The sequence below is a fragment of the cf. Phormidesmis sp. LEGE 11477 genome (assembly GCF_015207105.1).
GTDB lineage: Bacteria > Cyanobacteriota > Cyanobacteriia > Phormidesmidales > Phormidesmidaceae > Phormidesmis.
In genome coordinates this window covers 1-1,781 of sequence record NZ_JADEXO010000252.1, presented here as the reverse complement: position 1 = coordinate 1,781, position 1,781 = coordinate 1, and the positions used below count along the sequence as shown (strand labels likewise).

The window sequence follows — 1,781 nt, the reverse complement described above, 5'->3', positions numbered from 1 at the left end:
CAAGATGCAGCGATCCTCTCGACAGGACAAGCGTCGCGCTGCCTAGGCGTCCGAACAACTTGCGTGCAACCTTGCACTAGTTGCCATCTGTCACCGCATGACATCGTTTTAATTGGCGACCGACACCTACCGCCTCCACTATGCCTCAAACCAGAAGCTCTCAGTGCGCCGCTGGACGCCCGGAGACGGCCCATGGACTTCGTCTACGTCGCCCGCAACGACTTCACCTTCTACGCCTACTTCGACACTATGCTCCGAGGCTTGGGCTTTAACTCCCAGCCCGGTTATTCTGTCTTGAGGCAGTGCCGGCTAGTGATCGAGTGGGACCGGTAGATACCTTAAGGGAGCCTCAGGAAGCTGTTGCGCAGCTCGATGGGGTTCTGTTTGGTACCAATGCGACCCAGTGACCAAATCGAACTCCACAACAGCTGTTACGCGTACGTGAGGTGCAAGCGACGGCAGCATTGTCTAATGTCATTCCTTAGGCCTGCCGGAGGAGCGTGAACTTGGTTGAGCGATCAAAGGACTTCTACTTTGTGGCTTACGCCTTATCTCGCCTTACAGAGGCCGACCGTAAACCGCCGGCAATGCTGGGCATCAAGAGATGGTACGAGGCTTATGACCTGTTTTACCGTGCTATTGGCAGCGGACGCGAAGAGGGCAGCTATCGAAGCTCGTTGAAGAACGCACGTGATGCATTTGACGCCTACATGCCGCAGAACACGCGGGTAGGCTGGCGAGACGATCGAGGCAATCCGCCGTCCATTGGGCACGGGAAGACGGCAACAACTCTAAGAGATTGGTCAGCCGCTTCAGACGACGAAGTGAAAGCACAGCTCAGAGCGGTCTTGGATAACAGCGATCCAGTAGAGGTTGAGGGTCGTGTATTTACCGAAGGAGGCGTTCGCGCTGTTGTTTCTAGGAAGTATGAGCGTTCAGACATTGCAAAGCGCGAGGCCATTCACATTCATGGCGTTCGTTGCCAAGGCTGCGGCTTCGACTTTGAGGAATTTTATGGGCCTCTGGGCGCGGGTTTTATTGAAGTCCACCACCTTCAGCCCCTGTCGGGCCGTGGAGAGGGGAATACAAGGCCTGAAACGGATCTCGCAGTCTTATGTTCCAATTGCCACCGAATGGTCCATCGCGACCGAAGCTACTGCTTGTCACTTGCCGAACTCCGCGAAGCAATTCGAAGAGCTAAGAATGGCGATAACGCCTAGGTACCTTCGAAAAAGAGCCATTCTGACCCTTCGACAATCCTCTGAAACTATTAGGCAATCCAAAACCCCTTGTTATTGGAGGATGCCCCCTAAGGTTACCTATAGGTACACCTAAGTATGCGCCTAGGTAGGGCTAAGGAGCGCCAAGGGTGTTGGTGTCTTTGATAAACACCACTCCCATGGGGGCCGTCAGATAACCGCCTAGCTTTCTGAAGCCAGTCTCCAAGTTATCGGAGAAGTCCCCTCTCTATTTTTTTAGTGACGCCTATCAGGGCGCTTACGTACCGCTCTCAACCCCCCAGCCAGTTCGGGATGGCGGTGATCACCCCCCTCAGGCATTCGCCAGCGAAGACCTCAACTCTCACTCAGAGAACCATGCACCATGCCTCAAGATAAATTCCTGTTCGACCTTAACCCCAATCGTGCCCTGCTATGCGACGGCGTGCAGCTCATCGTAGCTCGCGTCTCTACCGGCAAGGACGGCAAACCGCACCGCCAAGGGATCGCCTTCATCCGACATGGCCGTTCGTCTCTCCTCAGAGACCTTGAGCGCCGTGGGAT

Annotated in this window: 1 protein-coding gene; it reads left to right on the top strand. The window is 55.0% G+C overall.

Features of this window, described 5'->3' with window-relative positions:
- The first annotated feature begins 677 nt into the window (after positions 1-677).
- Positions 678-1,220, top strand: coding sequence for an HNH endonuclease (locus IQ256_RS29075; protein WP_193859159.1), 543 nt, complete (start codon positions 678-680; stop codon positions 1,218-1,220).
- The last annotated feature ends 561 nt before the right edge of the window (positions 1,221-1,781 follow it).